The sequence below is a fragment of the Altererythrobacter sp. C41 genome, from assembly GCF_016803135.1.
In the GTDB taxonomy this organism is placed as follows: domain Bacteria; phylum Pseudomonadota; class Alphaproteobacteria; order Sphingomonadales; family Sphingomonadaceae; genus Pelagerythrobacter.
On the sequence record NZ_JAEVFE010000006.1, the window covers coordinates 143,927 to 166,503 of the forward strand.

21 protein-coding genes, 1 tRNA gene and 1 pseudogene are annotated in these 22,577 nt (G+C 66.7%); 11 read left to right on the plus strand and 12 right to left on the minus strand.

Annotation, left to right across the window (positions count from 1 at the left end; translation table 11 throughout):
* Positions 1–61: 61 nt before the first annotated feature.
* The 6 genes from JNO53_RS11825 to ubiG all read right to left on the minus strand — a co-directional run bounded on the left by JNO53_RS11825 (position 62) and on the right by ubiG (position 3,819).
* Complete coding sequence (locus JNO53_RS11825) at positions 62–805, minus strand: YebC/PmpR family DNA-binding transcriptional regulator (RefSeq protein ID WP_203111350.1); 744 nt, start codon at positions 803–805, stop codon at positions 62–64.
* 102 nt (positions 806–907) lie between these two features.
* The gene (locus JNO53_RS11830) at positions 908–1,375 is read right to left on the minus strand and encodes an AAC(3)-I family aminoglycoside N-acetyltransferase (protein ID WP_443111178.1); all 468 of its coding nucleotides are present in this window, start codon (positions 1,373–1,375) and stop codon (positions 908–910) included.
* Positions 1,372–1,719, minus strand: a complete 348-nt coding sequence (locus JNO53_RS11835; protein WP_203111354.1) for a heavy metal-binding domain-containing protein — start codon at positions 1,717–1,719, stop codon at positions 1,372–1,374. The genes JNO53_RS11830 and JNO53_RS11835 overlap by 4 nt, the downstream gene beginning before the upstream one ends.
* Positions 1,720–1,758: 39 nt before the next feature.
* The gene (locus JNO53_RS11840) at positions 1,759–2,637 is read right to left on the minus strand and encodes an SDR family oxidoreductase (RefSeq protein WP_203111357.1); all 879 of its coding nucleotides are present in this window, start codon (positions 2,635–2,637) and stop codon (positions 1,759–1,761) included.
* A gap of 80 nt (positions 2,638–2,717) precedes the next feature.
* The gene (locus JNO53_RS11845) at positions 2,718–2,954 is read right to left on the minus strand and encodes a DUF2312 domain-containing protein (RefSeq protein ID WP_203111360.1); all 237 of its coding nucleotides are present in this window, start codon (positions 2,952–2,954) and stop codon (positions 2,718–2,720) included.
* Between the two features lie 106 nt (positions 2,955–3,060).
* Positions 3,061–3,819, minus strand: coding sequence for a bifunctional 2-polyprenyl-6-hydroxyphenol methylase/3-demethylubiquinol 3-O-methyltransferase UbiG (gene ubiG / locus JNO53_RS11850; protein WP_203111363.1), 759 nt, complete (start codon positions 3,817–3,819; stop codon positions 3,061–3,063).
* A 76-nt stretch (positions 3,820–3,895) separates the two neighbouring features.
* Here ubiG and JNO53_RS11855 point away from each other — a divergent pair, with 76 nt between their 5' ends.
* From JNO53_RS11855 to purT, 4 genes are all read left to right on the plus strand, one after another.
* Entirely contained in the window at positions 3,896–5,176 is a 1,281-nt protein-coding gene (locus JNO53_RS11855; protein ID WP_238401861.1) for an aspartate kinase, read from the plus strand.
* Between the two features lie 86 nt (positions 5,177–5,262).
* Positions 5,263–5,916 carry a helix-turn-helix domain-containing protein gene (locus JNO53_RS11860; RefSeq protein ID WP_203111366.1) on the plus strand — a complete coding sequence of 218 codons (654 nt, stop codon included), beginning with the start codon at positions 5,263–5,265 and terminating at the stop codon, positions 5,914–5,916.
* 215 nt (positions 5,917–6,131) lie between these two features.
* Entirely contained in the window at positions 6,132–7,043 is a 912-nt protein-coding gene (locus JNO53_RS11865) for a GGDEF domain-containing protein (RefSeq protein WP_203111376.1), read from the plus strand.
* A 47-nt stretch (positions 7,044–7,090) separates the two neighbouring features.
* Positions 7,091–8,257: a formate-dependent phosphoribosylglycinamide formyltransferase gene (purT, locus tag JNO53_RS11870; protein ID WP_203111379.1), complete on the plus strand. Its 1,167-nt coding sequence runs from the start codon at positions 7,091–7,093 to the stop codon at positions 8,255–8,257.
* Between the two features lie 34 nt (positions 8,258–8,291).
* On the opposite strand, the gene JNO53_RS11875 is transcribed toward purT, so the two are convergent.
* Together JNO53_RS11875 and katG are read right to left on the minus strand one after the other, a co-directional pair.
* Positions 8,292–10,343, minus strand: coding sequence for a S46 family peptidase (locus tag JNO53_RS11875; RefSeq protein WP_338015347.1), 2,052 nt, complete (start codon positions 10,341–10,343; stop codon positions 8,292–8,294).
* A 156-nt stretch (positions 10,344–10,499) separates the two neighbouring features.
* Positions 10,500–12,716: a catalase/peroxidase HPI gene (katG, locus tag JNO53_RS11880; protein ID WP_203111382.1), complete on the minus strand. Its 2,217-nt coding sequence runs from the start codon at positions 12,714–12,716 to the stop codon at positions 10,500–10,502.
* A gap of 265 nt (positions 12,717–12,981) precedes the next feature.
* On the opposite strand from katG, the gene JNO53_RS11885 reads away from it, so the two are divergent.
* Together JNO53_RS11885 and purU are read left to right on the plus strand one after the other, a co-directional pair.
* Complete coding sequence (locus JNO53_RS11885; RefSeq protein WP_238401862.1) at positions 12,982–13,995, plus strand: NAD(P)H-dependent flavin oxidoreductase; 1,014 nt, start codon at positions 12,982–12,984, stop codon at positions 13,993–13,995.
* A gap of 1 nt (position 13,996) precedes the next feature.
* The gene (gene purU, locus JNO53_RS11890; protein WP_203111385.1) at positions 13,997–14,851 is read left to right on the plus strand and encodes a formyltetrahydrofolate deformylase; all 855 of its coding nucleotides are present in this window, start codon (positions 13,997–13,999) and stop codon (positions 14,849–14,851) included.
* 65 nt (positions 14,852–14,916) lie between these two features.
* Here the strand turns inward: purU and JNO53_RS11895 are convergent, their stop codons facing one another.
* Entirely contained in the window at positions 14,917–16,431 is a 1,515-nt protein-coding gene (locus tag JNO53_RS11895) for an aldehyde dehydrogenase family protein (protein ID WP_203111388.1), read from the minus strand.
* 132 nt (positions 16,432–16,563) lie between these two features.
* On the opposite strand from JNO53_RS11895, the gene JNO53_RS11900 reads away from it, so the two are divergent.
* Positions 16,564–17,442: a dienelactone hydrolase family protein gene (locus JNO53_RS11900; RefSeq protein ID WP_203111445.1), complete on the plus strand. Its 879-nt coding sequence runs from the start codon at positions 16,564–16,566 to the stop codon at positions 17,440–17,442.
* Positions 17,443–17,516: 74 nt separating this feature from the next.
* Here JNO53_RS11900 and JNO53_RS11905 read toward each other — a convergent pair whose 3' ends face one another.
* Positions 17,517–17,933 (minus strand): response regulator, encoded by a 417-nt coding sequence (locus tag JNO53_RS11905; protein WP_338015348.1) that lies wholly within the window; start codon positions 17,931–17,933, stop codon positions 17,517–17,519.
* Positions 17,934–18,019: 86 nt separating this feature from the next.
* Positions 18,020–18,340 carry a hypothetical protein gene (locus JNO53_RS11910; protein ID WP_238401863.1) on the minus strand — a complete coding sequence of 107 codons (321 nt, stop codon included), beginning with the start codon at positions 18,338–18,340 and terminating at the stop codon, positions 18,020–18,022.
* 131 nt (positions 18,341–18,471) lie between these two features.
* Between JNO53_RS11910 and JNO53_RS11915 the strand changes: the two are divergent.
* Together JNO53_RS11915 and JNO53_RS11920 are read left to right on the plus strand one after the other, a co-directional pair.
* Positions 18,472–19,486: pseudogene (locus tag JNO53_RS11915) on the plus strand (SPFH domain-containing protein).
* A gap of 3 nt (positions 19,487–19,489) precedes the next feature.
* Positions 19,490–19,975, plus strand: a complete 486-nt coding sequence (locus tag JNO53_RS11920; RefSeq protein WP_203111391.1) for an NfeD family protein — start codon at positions 19,490–19,492, stop codon at positions 19,973–19,975.
* Here JNO53_RS11920 and JNO53_RS11925 read toward each other — a convergent pair.
* Positions 19,972–20,934: an NAD(P)H-binding protein gene (locus tag JNO53_RS11925; protein WP_203111393.1), complete on the minus strand. Its 963-nt coding sequence runs from the start codon at positions 20,932–20,934 to the stop codon at positions 19,972–19,974. The two genes, JNO53_RS11920 and JNO53_RS11925, sit on opposite strands and share 4 nt — an antisense overlap.
* A 163-nt stretch (positions 20,935–21,097) precedes the next feature.
* On the opposite strand from JNO53_RS11925, the gene JNO53_RS11930 reads away from it, so the two are divergent.
* Together JNO53_RS11930 and JNO53_RS11935 are read left to right on the plus strand one after the other, a co-directional pair.
* Positions 21,098–21,184 (plus strand) — tRNA-Leu (locus JNO53_RS11930).
* Between the two features lie 227 nt (positions 21,185–21,411).
* Complete coding sequence (locus tag JNO53_RS11935) at positions 21,412–22,455, plus strand: tyrosine-type recombinase/integrase (RefSeq protein ID WP_203111395.1); 1,044 nt, start codon at positions 21,412–21,414, stop codon at positions 22,453–22,455.
* The last annotated feature ends 122 nt before the right edge of the window (positions 22,456–22,577 follow it).

The following is a 22,577-nucleotide window of genomic DNA, read 5'->3' on the forward strand; positions in this document are numbered from 1 at the left end:
CGGGTGAGAGGGCGGCCAGGGCCCACCCCTGGCCCCTCCCGCAAGCGGGAGGGGAATGGGGTCAACCCAGCTTCTCCATCACTTCGTCCGAAATCTCGTAGTTGCCCCACACGGTCTGCACGTCGTCGTCGTCGTCGAGCGTGTCGACCAGCTTGAGCAGCGTGCCGGCCGAGCCCTCGTCCATCTCGACGGTGATGTTCGGCTTCCACGCGAGCTTGACGTTCTCGGCCTCGCCCAGCGTCTTCTCCAGGGCGCCGGCAACTTCGTGCAGCGCTTCCATCTCGGTCCAGATCGTGTGGCCGCCCTCGTCGCTTTCGACGTCGTCGGCGCCCGCCTCGATCGCGGCTTCGAGAACTTTCTCCTCGTCGCCCGCGCTCGCCGGATACTCGATCAGCCCCTTGCGCTCGAACCCGTGCGCGACCGAGCCTTCGGTGCCGAGATTGCCGCCGTTCTTCGAGAACGCGGTGCGCACGGCGGTGGCGGTGCGGTTGCGGTTGTCGGTCAGCGCCTCGACGATCAGCGCGACGCCGCCGGGGCCGTAGCCCTCGTAGCGGACCTCCTCGTAGTTCTCGTCGTCCCCGCCGCTCGCCTTGTCGATCGCGCGCTGGATGTTGTCCTTGGGCATCGACTGCGCCTTGGCGTTGTTGATCGCCAGCCGCAGGCGCGGGTTCATGTCGGGATCGGGTGTGCCCATCTTCGCAGCGACGGTGATCTCGCGGCTGAGCTTGGAGAAGAGATTGGAGCGCTTCTTATCCTGCGCCCCCTTGCGGTGCATGATGTTCTTGAATTTGGAATGGCCTGCCATGGTAACCCCGGAATTTTGGTCTGCATGTGGCCCAGCGGTGCGGGCCGCATTGTGACGCGCTCCTAGCGAAGCGTGGGCGCACGGGCAATTGGCAGCGGGCAATCAGGGCGCGATGTCGAAGTGCAGGACCTCCTCCCGCGTGCCGAGCTTGTCGTAGAGCGCGATCGCGGGCTCGTCCTCGGGCTGGGTGTCGGCCTGGACGTAGATGACCCAGGCGCCTGTTTCGCGCGCGATGCGGCGCGTCTCCTCGATCAGCGCGCTGGCGACGCCGCGCCGGCGCCAGCTCTCGGCAACGGCGAGGTCGTAGATGTAGAGCTCGCTGCGCGCCTGCTCGAACTTGGGCAGGACGTATCCGGCCAGCGCACCGATCATTTCGCCGTCCGCTTCGGCGACCAGCAGCACGGTGTCGGGCCGCGCGAGCAGCGCCTCGGCATAGGCGTCGTCCGGAGGGTGCGCGGCATAGCTCTCGCGGTCGTCGAAGACCTCGCCGAACAACCGGTTCATCGCGCGGAAGCCCGCCAGGTCGCCTTGACCGAGCCGCGCGACCGAGAAGTCCGGGCTCGTGCTCAGATGCGCACCGCGGTGCCGCTGGCGGAGACCATCAGCATCGATCCGGTGTCGCCGATCACCTCGTAGTCGAGGTCGACCCCAACCACGGCGTTGCCGCCGATCGCGCCGCATTCGGCCTGCAGTTCCTGAATTGCCTGCTCGCGCGCGTCGCGCAGGATGCGCTCGTAGCTGCCGGAGCGGCCGCCGACGATGTCGCGGATATTGGCGAAGAGATCGCGGAACAGGTTCGCGCCCACGATCACCTCGCCGGTGACGATGCCGAGATATTCCTGGATCGGCCGTCCCTCGATCGTGTGCGTGGTGGTGACGACGATGCCGCGCGCATCCTTCCAGGGCCCTGCCATGCGATGTTCCTCCCCTCCCGATTCCTCAACCGTTGACGCCTAGCCGTTAACAACAGTCCCGCCGTTGGGATGCAGGACCTGCCCCGACATATAGGAGGAATCCTCGCAGGCAAGGAACAGGAATGCCGGCGCGACCTCGTTCGGCTGGCCCGGGCGGCCCATCGGCGTGTCCTCGCCGAAATGTTCGATCTTCTCCGGCGGCGCGCCGCCGCAGGGGTTGAGCGGAGTCCATATCGGCCCAGGCGCGACAGCGTTCACACGGATGCCGTCCTTGATCAGGTTCTCGCTCAGGGAACGGGTGAAAGCGGTGATCGCACCCTTGGTCGCCGAATAGTCGAGCAGTCCGGCCGAGCCCTTGTACATCGTCACGCTCGTGCAGTTGACGATCGCCGCGCCTTTCGTGAGATGCGGGCGAGCGGCCTGGACGAGATAGAACATCGAGAACATGTTGGTCTGGAACGTGCGCTGGAGCTGTTCGGCGGTGATATCGGTCACCTCCTTGTCGGGATGCTGCTCGCCTGCGTTGTTGACCAGCACATCGAGCCGACCCCACTTGTCGATGACTTTCTCGACCAGCGCCTTGCAGACTTTCGGGTCGCCAAGGTCGCCGCGGTGGAACAGCCCCTCGCTGCCCTCGCGCTCGATCGCCTCGATGGTGATGCGCGCGTCGTCGTCTTCCTCGAGGTAGGCGATGGCGACTTTGGCACCTTCGCGCGCGAACAGCACCGCGGTGGCGCGGCCGATGCCGCTGTCGCCGCCGGTGACGATCGCCACTTTGCCCTTGAGCCGGCCCGACCCGCGATAGCGCGGCGCCCACTCGGGCTTGTCGTCCATCGCGGTTTCGTGGCCGGGCAGTTTCGGTTCTTCGTTCGTTTCCTCGACGAAGGCCTTGTCGACGGTTTCGGTTTGGTCGCTCATCGTTCGCTCCGTGAATGGGGTGTTCACGAAAGCAATCGACGGGAGCGGGGCGTCGTTCCCCGCTCCGGCGCGATGGCGGATCAGCCCAGCCCGAGCGCCGCCTTGTAGGTGTCGAGCACCATTTCCATTTCCGCGCGGTCGTCGGGCTTCATCTTCCGCAGACGGACGATCTGGCGCATGATCTTGGCGTCGTAACCGACCGCCTTCGCCTCGGCGTAGACATCGCGGATATCGTCGGCGATGCCCTTCTTCTCTTCCTCGAGGCGTTCGATGCGCTCGATCAGCAGGCGCAGGCGGTCGTCGGTGGCTTCGGCCATGTCTTGAACTCCGGATGATGTGAGAATCGGTTGGCGCGCTCGATAGCCAGCCCGTCCGCGGCGGTGAACCCGCCGCAGGAGTTTTCCCCTTCTCTTCGCCGGCGGATCAGGTGCGCGTGGCGGTGACGATGTAGTTGAGCGCCAGATCGGCCGACAGGTGCAGGCCTTTGCCCGGCGAGAAGCCGATCCCGCGCGGCTCGCCCATCGCAAGACCGGCATCGGCCAGGAGACCGCGCAGTTCCTCTGGCGTGACGAAATCGTCCCAGTGGTGCGTGCCTTTCGGGATTGTGCCGAAGGCTTCGGCGGCACGCACGAGGAGGAGCTGCGACTGCGGCGTGCGGTTGGGGGTCGACAGGATCAGCAGTCCGCCCGGGACAAGGCGCTCGGCGAGGGCGATCACGAAGGCATGCTTGTCGGCGACGTGCTCGATCACTTCCATGCTGGTGACGAGATCGAACGTGCCAATATCGAGCATGGCGATCTCGCCCGCCATGTAGCGGATGTCGAGCCCGGCGCCCTCGGCATGCTGCGCGGCCGCTGCGGTGTTCTCCGGCGCGGCGTCCACTCCGGTAACATCCGCGCCGAGCCGGGCGAGAGGCTCGCACAGCAGGCCCGCGCCGCAGCCGACGTCGAGCGCGCTCCTGCCTGCGAGCGGCCGCACACTTTCGGGATCGGTGCCCCAGTGCGCGTCGATCGCCGCGCGCACGAAGGCGAGTCGTACCGGGTTGAGCTTGTGCAGCATGGCGGAGGAGCCCTTTGGGTCCCACCAGTCGCGCGCCAGACTGCCGAAATGCGCCGCTTCCTCGGGGCGGATGGTTTGTCCCCCCGTAGAATTGGTTTCGCCCGATATTGTTGCATCGCCCATGCGCCCTCCCTAACAGCGCGCACAGACCGGCACCAGCGCCCGCCTGACGGGCACCAATGCAGGGGAGGCACGGAACTTGGCGCGTATCGTGATGAAATTCGGCGGCACTTCGATGGCCGGGACCGAACGCATCAGGCGCGTGGCCAATATCGTGCGCAAACAACAGGCCGCCGGGCATGAGGTTGCCGTCGTCGTTTCCGCCATGGCGGGAGAGACCGATCGGCTGGTCAACTTCTGCCGCGAGGCGAACGCGCTCTACGATCCCGCCGAATACGACGTGGTCGTGGCATCGGGCGAGCAGGTGACGAGCGGACTGCTGGCGCTCACGCTCCAGTCGCTCGGCTCCAAGGCGCGGAGCTGGCTCGGCTGGCAGCTTCCGGTGCGCACGATCGAGGCGCACGCCAGGGCGCGAATCGAGACGATCGATTCCGAAGCACTGATCGCCTCGATGCAGGCGGGCGAGATCGCGGTCATTCCCGGCTTCCAGGGAATCGGCGCCGACGGCCGGGTGACCACCCTCGGGCGCGGCGGATCGGATACCTCGGCGGTCGCAGTCGCGGCGGCGGTCGGCGCGGACCGGTGCGACATCTATACCGATGTCGACGGGGTCTATACCACCGACCCGCGCATCGTCGCCAAGGCGCGCAAGCTCAAGGCCGTGACCTACGAGGAAATGCTGGAGCTCGCGAGCGTCGGCGCCAAAGTGCTGCAGACCCGCTCGGTCGGGCTCGCGATGAAGGAAGGGGTGCGCGTCCAGGTGCTCTCCAGTTTCGTCGGCGACGACGCGGTTCCGGCGGACGATCTTCCCGGCACGATGATCGTGTCGGAAGCGGAAATGAACGAACTAGTGGAGAAGGGCGATATGGAACGCCAGCTCGTTACCGGCATCGCGCACGACAAGAACGAAGCCAAGGTGATCCTGACCCGCGTGCCCGACAAGCCGGGCGCGGTGGCGCACATCTTCGAACCGCTCGCGCAGGCGAGCATCAACGTCGACATGATCATCCAGAACGTCGGGCGCGACAAGGGCGAGACCGACGTGACCTTCACCGTGCCGCAGACCGACCTCGCGCGCGCGCAGGCTCTGCTCGAGGACCGGCGCGGCGAGATCGGCTTCAATCGCATCATCACCGACAGCAAGGTGGCGAAGATCTCGGTCGTCGGCGTCGGCATGAAGAGCCACGCAGGCGTCGCGGCGACGATGTTCAAGTCGCTCGCCGAGCGCGGGATCAACATCCAGGCGATCTCGACCAGCGAGATCAAGGTCTCGGTCATGATCGATGAGGACGAGACCGAGCTTGCGGTGCGCGTGTTGCACACCGCCTACGGTCTCGACGCGAACGACGAGGCTGCCTGACGAGGCCGGTTAGGTGCGGCAGACCGCCGGGCTAACGATTCCTTAACCGGCAGCGCCGACTCCTTTTCACGAAAGGAGCGGCACACATGGTTATCGAAGCACATCTGGAGCGCAGTCGGCCGGAGGAGCGGCGTGGCGCGCCGCGCCGGACCTTGCGCTTCGAAACGGTCGGAGGGCGCGAATCGGGCGACATTCTGCCGGTCCTGGTGCACAACGCCTCGTCCACCGGCCTGCTGCTCGAATGCGCGGCAGAACTTTCAGTAGGCGAGGCGATCGACATCGATTTTCCGCACGCCGGAGTGACTCCCGCCCGCGTGGTCTGGGCGAGCGGCGCGCTCTACGGCTGCCGCTTCGACGACCCGATCTCTCCCGGCACGCTGGCCGCAGCAGAACTGCGCAGCGACGCGGGCCTGAAACTGGAGCGCGTGCGCACCTCGGCGCCCGAATCCTTCGGCAGCCGTCTGCAGCGCCTGCGCAAGGAACGCGGGCTCACGCTCGCGCAGCTCGGCGAACGGCTCGAGGTGAGCAAGCCCACCGTCTGGGCCTGGGAGAAGGGCAAGGCCCGGCCCATCGAGAGCCGGATCGCCGCGATCGCCGAAGTGCTGGGTGTATCCGAGGACGAACTGGCCGACGTGCATGACAACACCGAAGCCCGCGAAGTGCTTGCACGCAGCCGTGAGGTCATCGCCCGCGCCTTCGGCACCGAACCAGCCAAGATCAGGATCATGATCGAGCTGTAAGATCGACTTTGCAAAACTTCGTCGCGATACGCGAAATGGCTCCCGTAAATTCATCGGCTTGGTTAATATCAGCCTAAGTCGATTCGCAGGTTAATTCCGTTATACAACTTATATAACAGAAATGATGGGGCGCAATTCATGCGGGAATTCTTTCCCGTTTGTTCTTCATCATTTGTGGATTGACGCAAACGGGGCAAAGGTCGGGGCGTTATCGCATGGTAGAAGACTTCACCCTTCATGAAGGGGCGGCGTTGTACGACTTGGTGGCGGAGGGCGGCCGCGACATCGTCGTGAAGGTCGATCGCGAAGGTTTCGTCGTTCACGCCTCCGCGGCGATCGGGCAGCTCGGTTTCGCCATCCCGGATATGCTGATCACGCCGCACCTCGCTGACCTTGCCGAGCCGGGTCAGGCCGAGAAGCTGCGCGCTTTCCTCGAGGTGATCATGCGCGGCGGCTCGGCGACCGGCTGGTTCGAATTCGCTGCGCGCATGGCAGACGGCAGAACGAACTGGTTCACTCTCCAGCTCCGTCCGCTGCTCGGCGGCGATGGGCAGGCCTATGGCGCGATCGGCATCATGCGTTCGATCGAGGAGCGGCGCGCGCTCGAGGAACGACTGTTTGCCGCCACCTTGACCGACCCCCTCACCGGGCTCGCCAATCGCCGCGCCTTCCAGGTGATGCTGCGCCACATCGTTCGCCGGGGGCAGGGCGGCACGCTGGCGCTGTTCGACATCGACCATTTCCGCGCGATCAACCTGCGCCACGGCGCGAGCGCGGGCGACCGCGTACTGGTCGCCTTCGCGGATTTCCTGCGCGGGACGCTGCGGCACGAGCATATCGTGGCGCGGATCGGCGGCGAGAGCTTCGGCGTTCTCCTGCCCGATCACGACTTGGCCGCGGGGCACCGCGTCACCGCAGCGGTGCTCGCGGCGCTCACGGAGGCATCGCCGCCGAGCCTCTCGGACGAACCGCGCCTCTCGGCCAGCGTCGGACTGGCCGCACTGCGCGTATCCGCCGACGACACGTTGCGGCGTGCGGAGCTTGCCCTGCTGGCTGCCAAGGGACGCGGCCGGGGCCGGATCGAAACCGACGAGGACCTGCCCGACCGCGGCCGCCTGCGCGCCTGACACCGTTGGTCTTGGCTGCGCCGGCGCATTGCCGCTAAGAGCTGCGCATGGCTTTCACTGCGAAGATTCTCCTCCTTGGATCGGGCGAGCTCGGGCGCGAGTTCACGATCTCGGCCAAGCGGCTCGGCGCTTATGTCGTCGCCTGCGACGCCTACGACCACGCGCCCGCGATGCAGCTTGCCGACGCGCGCGAGGTCTTCTCGATGCTCGATGGCGCGGCGCTGCGCGCGGCGGTCGAGAAGCATCGGCCGGACTATGTCGTGCCCGAGATCGAGGCGATCCGCACGGAGACGCTGATCGAACTGGAGGCCGAGGGATTCCATGTGGTCCCCTCCGCCCGCGCGACCCAGCTCACCATGAACCGCGACCGCATCCGCGATGTCGCGGCGGAGGAACTCGGGCTCGCGACGTCCCGCTACCGCTATGCCGAATCGCTCGAGGAGGTGCACGCGGGCGCGGCGCATGCCGGCTTTCCCTGCGTGATCAAGCCGGTCATGTCCTCGTCCGGCAAAGGCCAGAGCAAGGTCGAGGATGCGGCCGGACTCCAGGCCGCCTGGGAGTATGCCGTCGCCAGTATGCGCGGTGACCGGCGCCGGGTGATCGTCGAGGAGTTCGTCGATTTCGACTACGAGATCACGCTGCTGACCGTACGGACGAGGGACGGTGTGCTGTTCTGCCCGCCGATCGGCCACCGGCAGGAACGCGGCGACTACATGGAAAGCTGGCAGCCGATCGCGATGTCCGACGCCGCGCTGGCGGCCGCGCAGGACATGGCCGCGAAAGTGGTCGATGATCTCGGTGGCTACGGCATTTTCGGGGTCGAGTTCTTCGTCCGCGGGGAGGACGTGATCTTCTCCGAGCTCAGCCCGCGCCCGCATGACACCGGCATGGTCACGCTGGCGAGCCAGAACCTCAGCGAGTTCGATCTCCACGCCCGCGCGATCATGGGGTTGCCGATCCCGGCGCCGATCCGCGCACGGCCCTCGGCAAGCGCGGTGATCCTGGCCGATCGCGACAGCGAGGCGCTCGGCTACGACGGACTGGCGGAGGCGCTGGCGGTGCCGGGCGGCACCGTCGACCTGCGGATCTTCGCCAAGCCCACTTCGCGTCCCTATCGCCGCATGGGCGTCGCCCTGGCGAGCGCCGGCGACACCGATGCCGCGCGCCGCGTTGCAGCCGAGGCGGCGGGCAAAGTGCGGATCACCTACGGCTGAGCGGGCGGGGCGCTGCGGCCCCGCCTTCTCGCAATCACTCTCCGGCGAGTTCCTTCACCAGCGCGGGCGCGGGATAGATCGTCTCGAGCGCTTCCTGCACGGCCGCGGTGGAGACCGCTACCGTCCGGTTGAGGGTGCCGTCGTAGCCGTAATTGCCGCCCAGGGAGTGGATGTTCCCGTCGAATGCGGTTCCGATCACCGTGCCCGCCTTGTCGATCACCGGACTGCCCGAATTGCCGCCGATGATGTCGTTCGTGGTCACGAAGTCGTAGGTCGTATTCTTGTCGATCTTCGCTTCGTTCGCCGCGAAGGCCGGCGCGAGGTCGAAGGGCGGGTTGCCGGTCGCGCGCTCGAACGTGCCGCCCATGGTGGTGCGGATCGGCACTTCGTTTCCGCGCTCGGTCCAGCCCTTCACCTGGCCGTAGCTGATGCGCAGCGTGAAGGTTGCGTCGGGATAGAGCGCATCGCCATAGGCGGCGAAGCGCGCATCGGCGAGCCTGGCACCGGCCGCGGCGAGCGGGCCCGAATACTGCGCGTCGGACAGCGCCTTGAGCTCACGCTGGCGCGGCGCGAGCTTGAGCGCGTACTGGATCATCGGGTCGTCCGACGCCTCGATCGCAGCGAGCCCGCCTTCCCAGAGCTGCTGGCGATAGGCGGGGTCGGCCAGCCGCGTGCCGCTCACCAGCCGCTCGGCAAGCTGCTCGGGGCTTTCCTTGCCCAGCAGCAGCTTCGAATCCGGATCGTCCACGCCGAGATATTCGCGCGCCTTCGACAGGCTCCATTCCATCATCAGCTCGTCGACCCAGGGATAGACCGGCCGCTCGTCAAGCAGGCGCTTTTGCGTCAGCGGCAGCGCGCTGTCGGTATAGCCGGGCAGGCGCTCGGCATTGGGCTTGGCGCGTTCCTGCGCGGCGAAAACCAGCGTCTGCGCATAGCCATAGAGGTCGCCCGAAGGCTGGGTGAAGCGCAGCGGGAAATAGAGCGCGCGGTAGGCGTCCATTGCCTGATCGACCGTGCCCCAGGGGTCGCCGATCTCGGCATTGCCCGCGCTCTTCGCCTTGAGTTCCTGTTCCGCCGCGGCGAGCTTGCCGGTGAACGCCGGATCGTTGAGCGCCTTCATCCGCCCGATGTAGACCTTGAGGCTGTTTTCCAGCCCGAACAGCAGATCGAGCCCTTCGCGCGCATGATCGGGGCTTTCGTCCATCGCGCGGATCACACGGCCGCGCAGTTCGCTCATCGTCGCGACGGTGACCGGCAGGCGCACTTCCCGCTCGAACGCGAGCTGGCTCTGCGTGAACAGGCGGCTCGTCGAGCCGGGGTTGCCGACGACGAAGGTGATCTCGCCTTCCTCCGGTGCGCGGGGGTTCCAGTCGAGATGGCTGGGCGTCTCGACCGGCTCGCCATTCTCGTAGGCGCGCAGGAACGAGGCATCGAGCGAGTAGCGCGGGAAGTTGAAGTTGTCCGGATCGCCGCCGAACGTTGCCGCGCGGTCCTCGGGCGCCCAGGCGAGGCGCACGTCCGAATACTTGCGGTAGGTGTAGAGCTTGTACTGTCCGCCGCCGAACAGCGTCACGACCTGGCAGCGCGTGGTCTCCTGATCCGTGCAGCCGGCGGATTCGAGTTCGGCGATCTTCGCGTCGCGCGCCTTGGTCAGCGCCTCTCCGGTCGACTCGCCGATCGCATCCATCACTTGCGCGGTCACGTCGGTGATCGCGGTCACGACTTCGGCCTGCTGGCCGGGGCAGGGCAGTTCGTCCTCGCGGCGCGAGGCGGTGAATCCCGCATCGAGATAGTCCATCGCGTCGGTCGAATTGTCGTAGAGGCAGCTTGCCACGCAATGATGGTTGGTCAGGATCAGGCCTTCGGGCGAAACGAAGCTGGCCGAGCAGCCGCCGGTCAACCGCACGGCGGAATTGCGGACCTTGTCGAGCCAGGCCTGATCGGGCGCCCAGCCGTAGGTTTCGCGGACCTGTTCGGCTGGGAACCCGTCGAAGGTCCACATGCCTTCGTCGGCACTCGCCTGAGTGGCGGAAAGGGACAGGGCGCCGAGCGAAGCGGCGGCGAGCAGGATGGTACGGCGGGTCACGGACAGTCTCCCCTGTAGAACGATACTGGCGCGTTCTGTCCGCCTCGACCCCGCGAAAGTCCAGCCCCTTTTCAGCGTGCTAAACGCGATCTCGCCGCATGCGAAAGAGCCCCCGGCATTGCTGCCGGGGGCTCTCCGAAGGCAGGCCTCAAGGGGTCAGGCCGCCTTTTGGTGATACTTCGCATAGGTGAGATCGCAGCGGTCGGCGTTCATCACCTTGGTCCAGGCCTTCACGAAGTCGCGCACGAACTTTTCCTCGTGCCCGCGCTCGGCGTAGACTTCGGCCGTGGCGCGAAGCTGCGAATTGGAGCCGAAGATCAGGTCGGCGCGGGTCGCCTTCCACTTCTCCTGCCGCCCGCCGCGGTCGTAGCCGATGAACTCCTCATCCCCGGTCGCGTCGACCACTTCCCAGACGGTGTCCATGTCGAGCAGGTTGACGAAGAAGTCGTTGGTGAGCTGGCCCTTGCGGTCCGTGAACACGCCGTGCGGGCGATCCTCGAAGTTGGCCCCGAGCACGCGCAGCCCGCCGAGCAACACGGTCATCTCGGGCGTCGAGAGACCGAGCAGCGAGGCGCGATCGAGCATCAGCTCCTCGGTCCGCACGTTGCTCTTGGTCCGCAGGTAGTTGCGGAACGCATCGGCGAAGGGTTCGAGCGGGGCGAAGCTCTCGACGTCGGTCCATTCCTGCGTCGCATCGCCGCGGCCGCCGGTGAACGGCACCTCGACGTCGAACCCGGCATCGCCTGCCGCCTTTTCGACCGCCGCCGTGCCGGCTAGGACGATCGCGTCCGCCATCGAGAGGCCGCCGCGCAGCTCGTCGATCTTGGCCAGAACGCGATCGAGCAGCGCCGGTTCGTTGGCGGCCCAGCCCTTCTGTGGTTCGAGGCAGATGCGCGCGCCGTTGGCGCCGCCCCGGTGATCGCTCTTGCGGAAGGTGGACGCCGAATACCACGCCGCCCGGACAAGTTCTCCGATGGAGAACCCGGCGTCGAGGATCTTGGCCTTGAACGCCGCGACATCGCCCTGCGAGGGCATCGTGCCGGCCGGGATCGGGTCCTGCCAGATCATGTCTTCGTTCGGAACCTCGGGGCCAAGGTAGCGGCACTTTGGACCCATGTCGCGGTGGGTCAGCTTGAACCAGGCGCGGGCCCAGGCATCCTGGAATGCCTCGTGATCGTCGCGGAACTTCTCGCTGATCTTGCGGAATTCCGGGTCCATCTTGAGCGCCATGTCCGCGGTGGTCATCATCGTCGGGACCTTGCGGGAAGGATCGTGCGCGTCAGGCGCCATGTCCTCTTCCTTCTGGTCGATCGGCTGCCACTGCTTGGCCCCGGCAGGCGAGGTCACCAGCTCGTATTCGTAGTCGAGCAGCAGGCGAAAATAGTTCTTCGTCCACTCGGTCGGGGTGTTGGTCCATGACCCCTCCAGACCCGAGGTGATCGCGTGCGGGCCGAAGCCGCTTTCGTAGCTCGACGCCCAGCCCAGGCCCTGGAGCGCGATGTCGGCCGCCTCGGGCGCAACGTCGAGCAGGCTCGGATCGCCCGCGCCGTGGCACTTGCCGAACGTGTGTCCGCCGGCCGTGAGCGCGACGGTCTCCTCGTGATTCATCGCCATGCGCTCGAACGTGACCTTGATGTCGCGCGCGGAGCCGAGCGGATCGGGATCGCCGCCCGGGCCTTCGGGATTGACGTAGATCAGCCCCATCTGGATTGCCGCCAGCGGGCTTTCGAGATCGACTTCTTCCTCGGGCCGGATACGCGTCGGCACACCTTCGTTGACCCACAGGTCCTCGCCGCCCCAGTAGATGTCGCGTTCGGCCTCGAACACGTCCCTGCGGCCGCCGCCGAAGCCGAGGGTCGGGCCGCCCATCGATTCGATCGCGACATTGCCGGCGAGGATGAACAGGTCGGCCCAGCTCAGGTTCCGGCCGTACTTCTGCTTCACCGGCCACAGCAGGCGGCGGGCCTTGTCGAGGTTGCCGTTGTCGGGCCAGGAGTTGAGCGGCGCGAAACGCTGCTGCCCGCTACTCGCGCCGCCGCGCCCGTCCCCGGTGCGATAGGTGCCGGCCGCGTGCCAGGCCATGCGGATGAAGAACGGACCGTAGTGGCCATAGTCCGCCGGCCACCAGGGTTTGGAATCGGTCATCAGCGCCGTGAGGTCTTGCTTCAGCGCCTGATAGTCGATCGCGTTGAACGCCTCGGCATAATCGAAATCCTCGCCCAGCGGGTCGGGTGAGCCGTTGACGAGCAGAATCTCCAGCGGCAGCGCATCGGGCCACCAGTCCTTGTTGGTGCGCCCGAGCAAGGCCCGGACCCCGCCGTCGCCGTTGAAAGGGCAGCCGCCCCCCGACATCGAACCAGTTGCTGCGTCCATTTTGGCATCCTCCTGATTTTCGACCGGCCCCGTTCGTTGCCCGGAAGTCCCGATCGTGTGAGTCGTTGCAGGCGAAGGCTACGCCCGCACGACAATCGGACAAAGCAATTAAGTCCTGTCAGCCTCATCGACGAAAGCGATCATCTGGCCGTGCTTTCTCCTGTCGGAACGACGGGTCCGCGGCGCTTGGGTTCCCGCCCGCTGCGCCGCCCGTCGCGCCGAGCCCTCTTGCCGCCTCGGGGCCGTGCGCCTAAGCGCGCCCGCGATGGACTATCCCAAGACACGCCGCCTGATGCAGCGCGGCACCGACTTCCTCGGCTGCGAAACCGCGATCCTGTGCGGCGCGATGAGCTGGGTTTCCGAGCGCAATCTCGTCTCAGCCATCAGCAACGCGGGCGGCTTCGGCGTGATCGCCTGCGGCGCGATGACGCCCGAGTTGCTCGATGCCGAGATCGCGGCGACCAAGGCGATGACTGATCGGCCCTTCGGGGTGAATCTCATCACCATGCACCCGCAGCTCTTCGATCTGATCGAGGTTTGCGGCAAGCACGGCGTCGGCCATGTCGTGCTCGCCGGCGGCATTCCGCCCAAGGGTAGCGTCGAGGCGATCAAGGGCGGAGCGAACCCGGCCAAGGTGATCTGCTTCGCGCCGACGCTGGCGCTGGCGAAGAAGCTGCTCCGCTCGGGCGCCGATGCGCTGGTGATCGAGGGAATGGAGGCCGGCGGCCATATCGGCCCGGTCTCGACCAGCGTGCTGGCGCAGGAGATCCTGCCCGAGCTGGCCGGGGAGCACCTGGTCTTCGTCGCCGGCGGGATCGGCAAGGGGCAGGCGATCGCCGGCTACCTCGAAATGGGCGCGGCGGGCGTCCAGCTCGGCACGCGCTTCGCCTGCGCGACCGAGAGCATCGCGCATCCCGAGTTCAAGAAGGCGTTCTTCCGCGCCAGCGCGCGCGATGCGGTCGCCAGCGTCCAGGTCGACCCGCGCCTCCCGGTGATCCCGGTGCGCGCGCTCAAGAACAAGGGCACCGAGGCGTTCACCGCCAAGCAGATCGAAGTCGCCGGCATGCTCGACCGCGAGGAAGTGGTGATGGGCGAAGCGCAGCTTCAGATCGAGCACTACTGGGCCGGCGCCCTGCGCCGCGCGGTGATCGACGGCGATGTCGAGGGCGGGAGCCTGATGGCGGGCCAGTCGGTAGGCATGGTGAAAGAGGAAGAGCCGGTCGCGCAGATCGTCGCCACGCTGATGGCGGAATGCGAGGACGCGCTTACCCGGCGCTGACATGGTCGAACCGCTCATCCTCACGCTCGGCTGCGCCGACCGGCCCGGCATCACCGCGCAGGTGACGAGCTTCCTGTTCGAGCGCGGCGGCAATATCCTCGAAGCGCAGCAGTTCAACGATCAGGAAGGCGGCGCCTTCTTCATGCGCGTCGCCTTCGATCCGGGCGCGACCGGACGCGAGGAGCTGCGCACCGATTTCATCCCGCTCGCCGACGCGTTCGGGATGCAGTGGAAGCTCGCCCGCCGCGACCGGCCGCGCCGCGTGCTGCTGATGGTCAGCAAGTTCGATCACTGCCTCGCCGACCTGCTCTACCGCTGGCGCATCGGGGAGCTGCCGATGGACCCGGTGGCGATCGTCTCCAACCACCCGCGCGAGGCGATCAGCCACACGCATATCGGCGAAATCCCGTTCCACCATCTGCCGGTGACCGCCGAGACCAAGGCGGCGCAGGAAGCGCAGGTCCGCGCGATCGCGGAGGAGACGCAGGCCGAACTCATCGTCCTCGCGCGCTACATGCAGATCCTTTCGGACGAGCAGGCCGCGCATTTCGCGGGGCGCTGCATCAATATCCACCACTCATTCCTGCCGGGGTTCAAGGGCGCGCGGCCCTATCACCAGGCCCATGCGCGCGGCGTGAAGATGATCGGCGCCACCGCCCACTACGTCACCGCCGATCTCGACGAAGGCCCGATCATCCATCAGGACGTCGAGCCGATCACCCACGCCGACAGCCCGGACGAGCTCGTCCGCAAGGGCCGCGACATCGAAAGCCGCGTGCTGGCCGAGGGGGTGCGGTTGCACCTCGAGGACCGCGTCTTGCTCAACGGCGCGCGGACGGTGGTGTTCAAAGGATAGGCTCAGGATCCGATCAGCCCGACCGTCCGTCATTCCAGCGGGTGCGGGGATGACGGAGCCCGGTCTCAAAGCTGTAGCATCACCGTCTTGAGCTCGGTATAGGCCTTCACGCCCTCGCTGCCGAGCTCACGGCCGATGCCCGACTGCTTGTAGCCGCCGAAGGGCAGGGCGCTGTCGAGCATCGAGTGGCAATTGCCCCAGACGGTGCCCGACTTGATCTTCGCGGCGAGCTTGTGGAACGCGCCGACATCGCGCGTCCAGATCCCGGCGCCGAGGCCGTAGAGCGTATCGTTGGCCTGCTTCGCGACATCGTCGAGATCGTCGAACCGCTGCGCGACGACGACGGGGCCGAAGATCTCCTCCTGCACCACGCTCATGCTCGGGTTCACGTCGACCAGCACGGTCGGGTTGACGTAGTAGCCGCCGTTCGAAGGCGCCGCATCGCCGCCCATGGCGACGCTCGCGCCGTCCTTCTTGCCCGCCTCGATATAGCCCATGACGCGCTCGAACTGCTCGTGGCTGACCAGCGGGCCCATGCGCGCCTGCGGGTCGAGGCTCGGGCGCGGGGCCCAAGCCGGGGCAGTCTCGGCGATACCCTCGATCAGCCGGTCGAACACGTCGCGGTGGGCGTAGAGCCGGCTGCCGGCGACGCAGACCTGGCCGGAGTTGAAGAAGATCGCATTGGCCGCGCCGCCCGCGGCGACCGCCGGGTCCATGTCGGGCAGCACGATCACCGGGCTCTTGCCGCCGAGCTCGAGCGTGACGCGCTTGAGGCTGTCGGTCGCGGTGCGGTTGATGATCTTGCCCACTTCGGTCGAGCCGGTGAAGGCGACCTTGTCGACATCTGGATGGCGCACCAGCCGGTCGCCCGCCGTCTCGCCGAGACCGGTGACGATGTTGACCGTTCCTGCCGGGAACCCCGCCTCGGCCACCAGATCGGCCAGCTTGAGCGCGGTGAGGCTCGTCTGCTCCGCGGGTTTGAGCACCAGCGTGCAGCCGGCCGCGAGCGCGGGTGCGATCTTCTGCACCGCCATTAGCAGCGGGAAGTTCCACGGCACGATCTGCGCCGCCACGCCGACCGGCTCGCGCCGGGTGTAGCTGTGGAACACCCCGCGCGGCGCGTTGGCGGGCTCGATCATCTCGCCGCCCAGCTTGCTCGCCCAGCCGGCGTGATAGTGCAGCATCGAGATCGCGCCGTTGACGTCGACCGCACGCGCCATCGTCTTGGGCTTGCCGTTGTCGATCGCCTCCAGCTCGGAAAGCAGGTCGGCGTCGCGCTGGATCAGGTTGGCGAGCTGATGGATCGCCGCCTCGCGCTTCATCGGCGGCAGGTCGGACCAGCGCCCGTCGTCGAACGCGATGCGCGCCGCGGAAACGGCACGGTCGACATCGGCGTCCGAGGCATCGACGATCTGCGCCACGGCACGGCCGCACGAGGGGTCCTCCACCATGAGCGCCTTGCCGTGGGTGCTGTCCACCCATTCGCCGCCGATGAAGAGCTGCGGCTTGCGCGCGAGGAAATCCTTGGCGGCCTGCGAATACTCGAGCTGTTCGCGGCTGATCGTCGTCTGTTCGTTCATGAAGGTCTCTCCCGGTGAGAATCAGTCCTTGTCGGCAACCTACCACGCGTCACGCCGGCACCCAATCGCGTTCAGCTTGCATGTCCCGCGCTCCGCGCGCACCATGGAGACAGGCGATTGGGAGACGCGATCATGTGCGATGAGGAGAAACTTGCCCGCTGGGCGCGCGAGGGGCTGAGCCGCCGGCAATTCGGCGCACTTGGCGGCATGGCCGCGCTGGCTGCGTGCACGCCGGCGGAGTCGAACTCGCAGGGGGTGGCCCTGCCGAAGCTCGCGGAAGAGAGCGTCAGCTTCGAGACCGCCGACGGGACGATGGACGGCTTTTTCGTCCACCCGGTTTCCGGTTCGGCGCCGGCTGTCCTGTTCTGGCCCGATATCGGCGGTATTCGCGAGGCGAAGCGCAACATGGCCCGCCGCCTGGCAGGGCAGGGCTATGCGGTGCTCGTCGCCAATCCCTACTACCGCGACGCCGCCGGCCAGCAGTTCGAGGACTTCGCCGACTTCGCTGCCAACGGCGGCTTCAAGAAGGTCGGCCCCTGGCGCGAGAAGCTCGATGCCGCGGCGATCATGCGCGATGCGACGGCCGCGGTCGCCTGGTTCGACGAGCAGGAAACGGTCGACAGCGCACGCGGCGTGGGCACGCAGGGCTACTGCATGGGCGGGCCTTTCACCGTATGGACCGCCGCGGCGGTGGCCGCGCGGGTGCGCGCGGCGGCCAGCTTCCACGGCGGCGGCCTGGTGCGCGGCGACAATCCGATGAGCCCGCACAACTTGTTCGACCGGACCGAGGCCAGCTACCTGATCGCGATCGCGCAGGACGACGATGCCGAGGCGCCCGAGACCAAGGACGTCCTGCGCAAAGCCGCCGAGGCGGCGGGCCGCCCGGCCGAGATCGAGGTCTATGCCGGCGATCACGGCTGGACCGTGCCCGATGCCCCCGCCTATGTCGAAGCGGAAGCCGAACGTGCGTGGACGAACCTGCTGGAGCTTTACCGGCAAGCCTTAGGCTGACGTCCCGGGCCCTTCGATGATTTGGTGGGGACCGGTGAGGGGGCGGCGGAACGATGCGGTCGCCGCCGCTCCGCTTAGGCCATCCCGATATTGCGCAGCTTCCCCCGCAGGGCCGCCTCGTCGAAAGGCTTGATCACATATTCGTCGGCCCCGGCCTCGATCCCCTGATGAATGTCGACCGTATCCGAGTTCGACGTGCAGAACACCACGCGCGGCGCGTGGTCGGCGGGGAGCGCGCGCAGGCGGGTGACGAATTCTATCCCGCTCATCACCGGCATGTTCCAGTCGAGCAGGATCAGATCGGGCATTGACGCCTTGCACCGGGCAAGCGCTTCCTCGCCGTTTTCCGCCTCGGCCGCTTCGAAGCCGAGATCCTCGACGATACGGCGGGCCACCTTGCGGATCATGCGCGAATCGTCGACCACCAGGCAGCGGTGGCGGACGCGTGCCTGGACGGGCCGGGCGGCGTAGGCGGCCTTGGCATCTTCCACGATCCGTTGCGCGGACGCGGCTTCGGCGTCCGGCCGAGGTGCGGTCGGCTCACCTGCCTTGTTCGCCGGCGGCGGAGTGCGTTTGATCAGCCCGTGAATGGCGGCACCTCCTCCTCGCCCCAAGCGGGCGAGCGCGGCTCGGCGAAGAACGGGGGCGCAGGCTGGAGCGCTGCGGCGGGCTGCTCGTCTGGCGTCATGCAGACGTGGAGGTAGGGCATCCAGACGTCGCCGAACTCGGCCTTCTGATACCACACGTCGAGCACGTCGTAGGAGGCCCAGCACCCGTCGGGCTCGCGCAGACGGATACCTTCGCCGATGCGCGGGACCGAGGCGAACCGCAGGCGTTCCTGCGTCTGGTGCGTTTCGTTCTGGATCTCGACCTCGATCACGCGCGCCCCCGAGCTCATACCTTTGCCGGCACGCTAGAGCGCAATCCTTGCCGAAAAGTAACGCATGGAGGAGGCACGGCGCCTTGCGGTTTCGCTTGCCCCGGTCCGGCCCGCTGATACGATAAGCGCAAACGAGGGGAAGGACATCGATGGGTATCGCCCTGATAATGCTGCTGGTGCTGGCGGTGATATTCCTGCTGATGGCGGTGCGCGTCGTTAAGCAGGGCTTCGTCTACACGATCGAGCGGTTCGGCAAGTTCACTCTGGCGGCCGAGCCCGGCCTGCACCTGATCGTCCCGTTCATCGACCGCGTGGGGCGGAAGGTGAACATGATGGAGCAGGTGCTCGACATCCCGGGACAGGAGATCATCACGAAGGACAACGCCATGGTCGGGGTCGACGCGGTGGTGTTCTTCCAGGTGCTCGATGCCGGCAAGGCGGCGTACGAGGTGCACAATCTCTACGCCGCGATCATGGCGCTCACGACCACCAACCTGCGCACCGTGATGGGCTCGATGGACCTCGACGAGACGCTGTCGAAGCGCGACGAGATCAACGCCCGGCTGCTCAGCGTGGTCGACCATGCGACCTCGCCCTGGGGGGGTGAAGATCACGCGTGTCGAGATCAAGGACATCCGCCCGCCGCTCGACATTTCCGAGGCGATGGCGCGGCAGATGAAGGCCGAACGCGTCAAGCGCGCCGAAATCCTCGAGGCCGAAGGCGACCGGGCGAGCCGCATCCTGCGCGCCGAGGGCGAGAAGCAGAGCGCCATCCTGTCCGCCGAAGGCAAGAAGGAAGCCGCTTTCCGCGACGCAGAGGCGCGCGAGCGTGCCGCCGAGGCGGAAGCGCGGGCGACCCAGATGGTTTCCGACGCGATTTCCGAGAGCGGGAATGCCGCGATTAATTACTTCATCGCGCAGGAATATACCAAGGCGGTCGGCAAGTTCGCCACTAGCCCCAATGCCAAGACGATCCTGTTCCCGGTGGAAGCGACGCAGCTCATCGGTTCGCTCGGCGGGATCGGTGAACTCGTGCGCGATGCGGTGAGCCCGCCGGACGGCACGGTCACGACACCCCCCCTCGACACCGGGACCCCGCTGCCCCAGCGGCGCGAACGCGTTCCGCGAGCGAGCGTGCCGCGCAGCGGCGAGCGCCAGGGGTAGCCCGTGGACGGGCTCGACAGCTTCGATCCCCACTGGATCTGGATCACGCTCGGGCTCGCGCTCGCGGCGCTCGAGCTCCTGGTGCCCGGGGTCTATCTCATCTGGCTCGCCGCCGCGGCGATCGTCACCGGGGCGCTGACCTACCTGCTCGATCTCGGGCTCGCCGCGCAAGTGATCGACTTCGTCTTCCTCGCGCTGATCTTCGCCTTCTCCGCCCGCCGCTTCCTGCGCGACAAGCCGATCGTCGGCGCCGATCCGCTGCTCAACAAGCGCGGCGGACGTCTGGTGGGGGAGACCGCCGTGGTGACCCAGGCGTTCGACGGGGGCAGCGGACGCATCCGCCACGGCGACAGCGAATGGCTGGCACGCGGTCCCGACGTCGCCGTTGGCGCGCGCGTGCGCATCATCGGCAGCGACGGATCGATCCTGCTGGTCGAACCTGTGACGCTGCTGGCGAAGGAAGAGGTCCCGCCCCCGCGCGAAGCCTAGACTGCGCCGCGCGTGCGGTCAGAAAAGCGACCGTGCTTGCGGTAACGGACCATCCACCGATCGAGGAACAGACCCAGCGGGCGCGGCTGCACCCCCAGCTTGTCGAGGCCCGGATGCCCGCCCGAAGGCACATTGCCCTGCTTGAGCAGGCACCACTGGTCGCCGTTCATCGGCGTGCCCGGCAGAGCGGCGAACAGGGCGGACAGGGCGTCGGGCATGGCGATGAAGTGCCGCTCGCGCCCCTGCGCCGCGGCGATCCGCTCGTGCAGGTCCATCATCCCGATCGCCTCGGGTCCCGCGATCTCGTAGGTCTTGCCGCCGTGCTTGCCCGGATCGGCCAGCGCTGCCGCAACCGCATCGGCCGCGTCGTCCACGAACAGGAGTTGCAGCTTCGCCTGCGGCGCGAAGACCGGCAGCACGGGCAGAGTGGAGATCAGCCCGGCGAGCATCTGCACGAAGCCTTCGTCCTCCGCGAACAGCAGCGATGGGCGCAGGATGGTCGCGCCGGGGAAGGCGGCGAGAACCTCTTCTTCGCTCAGCGCCTTCGCCTGCGCGTATTCGGCAGGCGATCCGGCGTCGGCACCGATTGCGCTGATATGGACCATGGCGCCCGCACCGGCATCGCGTGCGGCCCGGGCTACATTGCGCGCGCCGCCGCAGATCAGCTTCTTGAGGTCGCCTTCGAACGACGCGACGAGGTTCACCACGGCATCCGCCCCGCGCACCGCCATGGCCGCGCTGTCCGGATCGCGCACGTCGCACGGCATGAACTCGATCTGGCCCAGCTGGGCGAGCGGCTTGAGCGAAAACGCCTTCTGCGGCCGGCGACTCGCGATCCGCAGTCGCGCCCCGCGCTCGAGCAGTGCCTGCGCGACATGCCGGCCGAAGAAGCCGCTGCCGCCGGTCATCGCGACCAGCTTGCCATTCAGCCTGTCGTTGAGGGGATCGTGTGCCGCCATTGCCTCGTGCCGTTCATTTTTCGGTTTCGCGAATCTGGCCCCGCCTTGCCTCAACGCGCCCCGTCCCGCAACCGCCTCGAAATCGTTGACAAGGCCCCCGCCCCTTCGCTAGTGGCGCGCCCCTACCCGCGAACCGGACCGCGACGATCCGGATCGCCAGTGTGCCCAGATGGCGGAATTGGTAGACGCACCGTCTTCAGGTGGCGGCGCTCGCAAGGGCGTGGAGGTTCGAGTCCTCTTCTGGGCACCATCTGTTCTTCTCCCAACATCCCAAAATGGTCGACAAAACGGCGGAATTCTGCCATTTTTCGCTTGTTCCGGTCTGAAGGCGTCTGAGCTGATCTCAGGCAATCCTACCCGAATTGGGGGCACCGGTGGGGGCACAATGCCCCCACTTTTGGCGATGCCCCCACGTGCCGTGGGTGATTTGGCAGGGCGCCTTCCCGGTCCAAGGAGAACGATTCGGGATGAGGGATTATGCCACTTACCAATGTTGAGCTTCGCAATCTCAAGCCAGGCAGCCGTGCATACAAACGCGCTGATGAGCGCGGCTTGTATATCGAAGTCCGGCCGGGCGGCTCCAAGCTCTGGCGCTTGAAGTATCGCCACGCGGGTAAGGAGAAGCGCCTTGCGTTGGGCGTTTATCCTGAAGTCGGTCTCGCCGAGGCTCGCCGGAAGCGGGACGAAGCGCGGCAACAGATCAGAGACGGCGTCGATCCGTCGGCAGAGCGCCAGAGGGAGAAGCTCACTGCTCAGTTCAGCGCAGCCAATACGTTTGGCGAGATCGCCAAGGAGTACATCGACAAGATGGTCGCTGACGGCCGTGCGGTGGCCACAACGTCGAAGGCGAATTGGCTTCTTGAGCAACTAGCCCCGATCTCGCGGCGCCCGATCGCTGAACTGACGCCAGTCGATGTTTTAGCTGCGCTGAAACGCGTCGAGGCGCGAGGGAAGCATGAAACGGCGCGCCGTTGCCGTTCATTTGCAAGCCGCGTTTTTCGCTATGCCGCGGCGACCGGTCGCGGCGAGAACGATCCGACTGCGATCCTGCGCGGTGCATTGGTCGCACCAAAGGTGACCCATCACAGCGCTATCATCGAACCCGAAGCGTTCGGAGAACTCTTGCGGTCGATCGACGCTTATTCAGGCAATGCGATCACGCGCCTCGCGATGCAGATTTCGCCACACGTGATGACCCGCCCAGGCGAACTTCGAAGGGCGGAGTGGTCGGAGGTGAATGTCGAAAAGGCCGTTTGGACGATTCCGCCCGAACGCATGAAAATGCGCCGGCCTCACGCGATCCCTCTTTCACGCCAGGTGCTCGACTACTTTGCCGAGCTACATTCTCTGACCGGACCCAAAGGCCTCATGTTCCCGGCGTTCCACACTTCACGTCGCCCGATGAGCGAGAATACGATCAATCAGGCGTTCCGGCGGATGGGTTATGGAACTGGCGAGATCACCGCTCATGGGCTTCGCACTACCGCTTCCACGCTGCTGAACGAAAGTGGGAAGTGGTGACCTGACCCCCTGATTTTCCTCCACGTTCGATTAGAGTCCGGCCCTGATGGAAGGACGGACGAGATGAAGCGTAAGAGGTTTTCGGAAGAGCAGATCATCGGCGTGCTGAAGGAAGCGGAGGC

Coding starts and splice junctions, on each gene's coding strand:
- JNO53_RS11925 (WP_203111393.1), bottom strand. CDS start 20,934: ATGGCGGCACACGATCCCCTCAACGACAGGCTGAATGGCAAGCTGGTC.
- JNO53_RS11935 (WP_203111395.1), top strand. CDS start 21,412: ATGCCACTTACCAATGTTGAGCTTCGCAATCTCAAGCCAGGCAGCCGT.
- JNO53_RS11840 (WP_203111357.1), bottom strand. CDS start 2,637: ATGAGCGACCAAACCGAAACCGTCGACAAGGCCTTCGTCGAGGAAACG.
- JNO53_RS11910 (WP_238401863.1), bottom strand. CDS start 18,340: ATGAGCTCGGGGGCGCGCGTGATCGAGGTCGAGATCCAGAACGAAACG.
- JNO53_RS11835 (WP_203111354.1), bottom strand. CDS start 1,719: ATGGCAGGGCCCTGGAAGGATGCGCGCGGCATCGTCGTCACCACCACG.
- JNO53_RS11860 (WP_203111366.1), top strand. CDS start 5,263: ATGGTTATCGAAGCACATCTGGAGCGCAGTCGGCCGGAGGAGCGGCGT.
- JNO53_RS11900 (WP_203111445.1), top strand. CDS start 16,564: ATGTGCGATGAGGAGAAACTTGCCCGCTGGGCGCGCGAGGGGCTGAGC.
- JNO53_RS11885 (WP_238401862.1), top strand. CDS start 12,982: ATGGACTATCCCAAGACACGCCGCCTGATGCAGCGCGGCACCGACTTC.
- katG (WP_203111382.1), bottom strand. CDS start 12,716: ATGGACGCAGCAACTGGTTCGATGTCGGGGGGCGGCTGCCCTTTCAAC.
- JNO53_RS11895 (WP_203111388.1), bottom strand. CDS start 16,431: ATGAACGAACAGACGACGATCAGCCGCGAACAGCTCGAGTATTCGCAG.
- purT (WP_203111379.1), top strand. CDS start 7,091: ATGGCTTTCACTGCGAAGATTCTCCTCCTTGGATCGGGCGAGCTCGGG.
- JNO53_RS11865 (WP_203111376.1), top strand. CDS start 6,132: ATGGTAGAAGACTTCACCCTTCATGAAGGGGCGGCGTTGTACGACTTG.
- JNO53_RS11845 (WP_203111360.1), bottom strand. CDS start 2,954: ATGGCCGAAGCCACCGACGACCGCCTGCGCCTGCTGATCGAGCGCATC.
- JNO53_RS11825 (WP_203111350.1), bottom strand. CDS start 805: ATGGCAGGCCATTCCAAATTCAAGAACATCATGCACCGCAAGGGGGCG.
- purU (WP_203111385.1), top strand. CDS start 13,997: ATGGTCGAACCGCTCATCCTCACGCTCGGCTGCGCCGACCGGCCCGGC.
- ubiG (WP_203111363.1), bottom strand. CDS start 3,819: ATGGGCGATGCAACAATATCGGGCGAAACCAATTCTACGGGGGGACAA.